The 6,082-nt window shown below is 61.1% G+C and carries 4 protein-coding genes; 3 read left to right on the forward strand and 1 reads right to left on the reverse strand.

Annotated features, from left to right (window positions below; genetic code table 11):
- The first annotated feature begins 7 nt into the window (after window positions 1-7).
- Together B4968_RS24565 and B4968_RS14175 are read left to right on the forward strand one after the other, a co-directional pair.
- The gene (locus B4968_RS24565; protein WP_241525755.1) at window positions 8-982 is read left to right on the forward strand and encodes an ABC transporter permease; all 975 of its coding nucleotides are present in this window, start codon (window positions 8-10) and stop codon (window positions 980-982) included.
- 3 nt (window positions 983-985) lie between these two features.
- Entirely contained in the window at window positions 986-2,221 is a 1,236-nt protein-coding gene (locus tag B4968_RS14175; protein ID WP_083099973.1) for an efflux RND transporter periplasmic adaptor subunit, read from the forward strand.
- Between the two features lie 141 nt (window positions 2,222-2,362).
- On the opposite strand, the gene B4968_RS14180 is transcribed toward B4968_RS14175, so the two are convergent.
- Window positions 2,363-4,138: a carboxyl transferase domain-containing protein gene (locus B4968_RS14180; RefSeq protein ID WP_083099976.1), complete on the reverse strand. Its 1,776-nt coding sequence runs from the start codon at window positions 4,136-4,138 to the stop codon at window positions 2,363-2,365.
- Between the two features lie 200 nt (window positions 4,139-4,338).
- On the opposite strand from B4968_RS14180, the gene B4968_RS14185 reads away from it, so the two are divergent.
- Window positions 4,339-5,898 carry a long-chain-fatty-acid--CoA ligase gene (locus tag B4968_RS14185; RefSeq protein WP_083099979.1) on the forward strand — a complete coding sequence of 520 codons (1,560 nt, stop codon included), beginning with the start codon at window positions 4,339-4,341 and terminating at the stop codon, window positions 5,896-5,898.
- Window positions 5,899-6,082: the final 184 nt, after the last annotated feature.

Below are 6,082 nucleotides of genomic sequence, written 5' to 3' on the forward strand. Positions count from 1 at the left end.
CTCTGTTGTGGATCGAAGCGACCTCAATGTCAGCTTTACGCAGCCGGTCAGCGACAAGACCCTGTTTGAGCTGCGCCGCATCCCCGGCGTGACACGGGTCGAGGCGGTCCGCTATGTGCCCGCCGTGCTGCGCCATGGCCGCGAGAGCCACCGCGGCGCGATTACCGGCTTGCCGCAAAACCCAGTTTCCGATCTGGCGCTCAACCGGGCGCTGGACGAAGATATGGCCCCGATCGAGATGCCAAAAACTGGCGTGATCCTGTCCAGCGTGTTGGCCGAGATGCTGGACATCAAAGCTGGAGAAATCCTGACAGTCGAGGTGCGCGAGGGCCGCCAGCCGGATCTGGAGATCCCTGTGGCCGGGATTGCGCAGGCCTTGCTGGGCTCACCCGCCTATATGGATCTTGATGCCCTGAACCAGGCACTGCGCGAACCCCGACGGGTTTCGGGAGCTTTCCTGACCATTGATGCGGCACAAGCGGATGCCATCTACGAGACCCTGCAGGACATGCCAACCATTGCCGGCCTCAGCGTCAAGGACGAGGCACGAGACGCCTTTGAGGTTTTGATGGATACCGGAGCCGGGGCCATTCGCTATGTGATGGGGGCCATCGCCTTTGTTATCACCTTTGGCATTGTCTATAATTCCGCCCGCATCGCCTATGCCGAACGCGCCCGCGATCTGGCCAGCCTGCGGGTCATTGGCTTTACCAGGGTAGAGGTGGGGTTTGTCCTGCTCGGAGAGCTGGCCGTGGTGACGCTGATCTCGCTGCCCGTGGGGGCGGCGCTTGGCTATTTCTTGTCCTTCGGCATTGCCGCTGGATTTTCCACCGACCTCTATCAGATCCCAGCCATCTTTGATCCGGTCAGCTATGGACAAGCGATGCTGGTGGTGCTCTGCGCGGCTGTGGTCTCGGGATGGTTGGTAAAACGGGATCTGGATCGCTCGGATCTGGTCAAATCATTGAAGACACGGGAGTAACGCATGGCAAACCCAAAGAAACGGTCGCGGCTGGTTCTGACCATCCTGGTTGGCGGCCTGATCGCGCTGGCCCTGGCGGCTGCGTTCTGGCCCCGTCCGCTGATGGTTGATCTCGCTGAGGTGACACGCGGCGCTATGCGCGTCTCCATTGATGAAGAGGGACGCACCCGGGTCAGTGAGCCCTATGTGGTCTCAACCCCGGTGGCTGGCCGACTGCAGCGGGTGCAGGTCAATCCCGGTGATCCGGTGGTGCGCGGCGAGACCATCATTGTGCATATGCTGCCAACCAATCCGGTTGCGCTGGATGTGCGCACCCGCGAGCAGGCACAGGCGGCAGTAAAATCGGCAGAAGCCGGGTTGCGTGGTGCCCATGCGGATCTCAGCGCCGCCGAGGCCAGCCGCGATCTGGCCCAGACCGAGCTGAATCGCACAGGCCAGTTGGCGGAACGCAGCATCGCAAGCCCTGCGGCTCTGGACCGGGCCAAACGCGAATTCCGCATCTCGGAGGCTGCGGTGCAAATGGCAGAGGCCGCCATCGGCACCCGCGAGGCCGATCTGATCACCGCACAGGCGCAGCTTATTGGTTTTGACGATCTCGGTCTTGGCGCTGCCCTGCGTGAAAATGGCTCTGATGACATCCCTCTCTATGCCCCGGCCAGTGGCCGCATTCTGCAGATCATGCAGCAAAGCGCCACCACGGTGCCCGCAGGCGAGCCCATCATGGAGATCGGCGACATCGACGGCGACCTTGAAATCGTGGTGGATTTGATCTCTTCGGATGCGGTGCAGGTCAATCGCGGTGACCCGGTGATCATTGACGACTGGGGCGGCGCTGTTGCCCTGCAGGGAGATGTCTCACGCATTGATCCCTTCGGCATCACCAAGGTCTCGGCGCTTGGCGTCGAAGAGCAACGGGTACCGGTCATTATTTCCCTTGCCTCACCGGCGGCAGAGCGGCTTGGGTTGGGGCATGGCTACCGCGTCGAGGCGCGGATTATCGTGTGGCAGGCCGAGGACGTACTGCGGGTGCCGTCAAGTGCGCTGTTTCGCACAGGGGAGGCCTGGTCGGTGTTTGTCGTGGAGGATGGCCTTGCCGTGCAGCGCCAGATCGAGATCGCCCGCAACAACGGTACCCAAGCGCAGGTGCGCAGCGGACTGAGGGAGGGCGACAGAGTGGTGATCTATCCGTCTGCTGCGATCCAGAGCGGCTCGGCCATTGCCCAACGGGTTCTGGAATAGCGACCGCCGCAGAGCTGTAAAGACCAGCAGAGCAGCACTCAGATCGTTGCGGTCTCCAGCGGAGCCCGCGAGAGCCGGAAAGGCGCAATCCTGCCAGCCGCGTGCCGCGAGGAACAAAGAGGTGCGCAGAGGAGGGCGCGCCTACCAGGCGTCGACATAGCGCACAGCTGGTACGCATGCGCCAGCCGTGGACAGCGCACGGATGATTTCCTCGCGTGTCTGTGCAGGATCAATGACCGCGTCGAACTCCAGAAGGCTTGCAGCATTGAGGGCTTTGCCCTGCTCATAGAGCTGTGCCACCAGGCGCTGGTATTCTGCCTCACGCTCATCTGGGTCCGTAATGGCTGCAAGGCGGTCGCGATGGCCCAGCTTGACAGCGCCCTCCAGGCCCATTGCGCCAACTTCGCCGCTTGGCCAGGCACAGCAGAAATGCGGCCGGTCAAAGCCGCCACCTGCCATGGCCATAGCGCCCAGACCGTAGGCCTTGCGCAAAATAACCGTGATCAGGGGCTGGCAAAAATGTGCGCCCGCCAGAAACAATCGCGAGATATGGGCCACTTGGCCGGTCTGTTCTATCTCAGGCCCCACCATAAATCCGGGTGTGTCGCACAGTGTGACCACCGGGATTGCCCAGGCATCGCAGAGCTGCAGGAAACGCGCGCCTTTGTCGCCGGCAGGCGCATCAATGGCGCCGCCCAAATGCAGCGGGGTGTTGGCCAAAATCCCGACAGCCCGGCCTTTGATCCGGGCAAACCTGGTGAACATGCCGCTGCCAAATCCCCGGCGCAGCTCCAGAAAGCTGCCTGCATCAACCAGACCTGCAATCGCGTCGCGCATATCATAGGCGCGGGTCCGGTCCACCGGCACAACCGAGCGCAGGCTTTCGGCGGCGTCCTCAACCGGCGAGGCATCAGTCGCCACAGGCAGCGCAAGAAGTGTCTTGGCCTCGGCAACAGCCCGAGCTTCGTCTTTGGTCAAAACATCAATGACGCCATTGGCAACCTGCGTCTCAGAGGGGCCGATCTCGCGGGGGCCAACATTGCCCAGACCGCCCCCTTCGATCATGGCGGGGCCGCCCATGCCGGTCCAGCTGTTCTGCGTCGCGATGCGGACATTACAGACGCCAAATAGCGCGGCATTGCCGGCAAAGCACAGACCCGAAACAATGCCTATCTTGGGGCCTTTGTGGGCTGCGAATTGGCGAAAGGACGCAACGTTCAACCCCGCCGTCATCAGCGTGGCCACATCGTAGTCATTGGGCCGTCCGCCACCGCCTTCGGCAAACAAAACGATGGGCAGGTTGTGGCGCGCCGCCAGCGCGATCAGCCGGTCCATCTTGCGGTGGTGATTGTAGCCCTGGGTGCCGGCAAGCACCATGTAGTCGACCGCCATTGCCGCGACTGGCCGGCCCCTGACCAGACCTGTGCCACAGATAATGCCATCACCCTGGGTGCGCGACTGCAGCTCAGTCAGGGCGCGTTTGCTGCGTTGCGCCGCCACAGCGAGAGCGCCGTATTCGGTGAAAGAGCCCGGATCAAACAAGTCGTCAATATTTTCACGCGCGGTACGCCCGCCGGTCTGATGCCGCCTGGCCACCGCCTCGGGTCTGCTGCTGTCGTCCAGCAGGCTCATACGTGCCTCAAACTCGGAAAAATCGGGCCGCAGGTCCTCAGTGCCTTGCTGAAGGCTGCCGCTGATCTCGGCGGGCTCAAACGTCACCAGTGGCTCACCGCCGCGCAACTCATCGCCGGGTGAAACATGCAGTATGCGCACTATTCCGCTTTCTGTTGCCCGGATGTCGTGCTGCATTTTCATAAGTTCCGTCACCAGCAAAATGGTGCCTGCGACAACCTCGTCTCCCTGCGCCACGCGCAGGTCGGATACAATGGCGGCATGTTCGGCTTTGATGGTTTTCACGGCAGTCCCCCTGATTATTCGGCCAGTCTCACCTGTCCGCTTTGTGCGTTCAGCATGCGACGGTTCCGGCGGCCTGTGGAAAGGACGTGTCGTCACTTCTGTATCGGAATTGTCCTGTGGGCCAAAAGCGTTGACTTGAGAGCGAGCCGCGACCCAAGGTGGCCGGGTTTCCAAATCATTCCAAACTGAGAAGTCGCAATATGCAGATCACATCCATGATCAGACGAGCCGCCCAGATTAATCCAAACGGGATTGCGACCATATTTCAGGACCGACAGCAAAGCTGGAGCCAGATGCTGGAGCGGGTCGCCCGTCTGGCTGGTGCGTTGCAAAAACTGGGTATGCAACCAGGCGACCGCGTTGCCCTGCTGTCGCTAAACTCTGACCGTTTCATCGAATACTATTTTGCCGTGGTCTGGGGCGGTGGCGCGATGATGCCGATGAACACCCGCTGGAGCGCTGCCGAATGCGCCTATGCGCTAAACGATGCGGGTGCTGAAATCCTGCTGTGTGATGAGGCCTTCAAAGGCTTGGCGACGGACATCAAACCGCAGGTGGCAGGGCTGAATACGTTGATCTACTGCGGCGATGCCGCAACGCCTGAGGGCATGCTGAGCTATGAAGACCTGGTGGCCGCGTCAGACCCGGTCCCGGATGCCGGGCGCAGCGGCGATGATCTGGCGGGGGTCTTTTACACCGGCGGCACAACCGGCTTTCCCAAGGGGGTGATGCTGTCCCATACCAATTTCTATGTCGGCGGCGTTTCCAATGCCCATGATCTCAATATGCAAGACAGCACCGTCTATCTGCACGCGGCCCCGATGTTCCATATCGCGGATCTGATCTGGTTCAGCGCGCTGACCTTCATGGCGGGCACCCATGTTGTGATCCCCGCCCTCACGCCGGACGGAGCCCTGGAAGCAATCGAAAAACATCGCCCGCAGCAGGTATTGCTGGTGCCGGTCATGCTGCAAATGGTGTTGCAGAGCGAAAAGCTGGCGCAAACGGATATCTCTTCGCTGCAGCAAATCATCTATGGCGCCTCTCCCATCACCGAAGCCGTTCTGAAAGACGCGTTTGAGAAGTTCCCCAATGTTTCCTTTGTTCAGGCTTTTGGCCAGACCGAGCTCAGCCCGGTCGCGACCATATTGCCGGCGCAATACCATGTCTTCAGTGGCCCCAAGGCCGGAAAGCTCCGGTCTGCCGGGCGGGCCACACGGGTCTGCGAAATCCGCATTGTCGACGCGCAGCACCGCGATGTTGCACAGGGTGAGGTTGGCCAGATTGCGGTCAAGGGGCCAATCACCATGCTGGGCTATTGGAACAAGCCGGATGTGACCAGCGAGACGATTGTGGACGGCTGGGTCATGACGGGGGATGCCGGATACATGGACCCCGAGGGCTTTGTGTTTTTGATGGACCGGGTAAAGGACATGGTCGTGTCAGGCGGCGAAAACGTCTATTCCGCCGAAGTCGAGAACGCATTGGGCCAACACCCCGGCGTCGCCACAAGTGCCGTGATCGGCATTCCCAGCGCGCAATGGGGCGAAAGCGTGCATGCCATTGTCATTCTGCATCCCGGCGCCTCGGTCACAACAGAGGAGCTGCAGGCCCATTGTCACAAATTGATCGCCGGCTACAAATGCCCGCGAAGCATTGAGTACCGGACTGATGCGTTCCCGCTGTCTGGGGCAAACAAGGTGCTGAAGACTGAATTGCGCAAGCCCTACTGGAAAGACAAGGACCGGCAGATTTCCTGAGCCGACGCCGCAGAAAATCTCAAACAAGCGCGGGGTGCCGGATCCGGCTCCTCTGGCAGGCCATGCCTTAACGGCGTTGGCGCATGTCTTAATGGCTCTGGGCCATGTCTTAACGGCGCTAGGGCTGGTTAAGGGGGGCGTAAGTGGGGAAAGAGGCGGAATAGGTCGTCTTTCGTGACCGATT

It is taken from the genome of Pseudophaeobacter leonis, from assembly GCF_002087335.1.
GTDB lineage: Bacteria > Pseudomonadota > Alphaproteobacteria > Rhodobacterales > Rhodobacteraceae > Pseudophaeobacter > Pseudophaeobacter leonis.

What these genes read in the sequence shown, in the direction of transcription:
- B4968_RS14185 (WP_083099979.1), top strand. Translation starts at nt 4,339, where the DNA reads ATGCAGATCACATCCATGATCAGACGAGCCGCCCAGATTAATCCAAAC.
- B4968_RS14175 (WP_083099973.1), top strand. Translation starts at nt 986, where the DNA reads ATGGCAAACCCAAAGAAACGGTCGCGGCTGGTTCTGACCATCCTGGTT.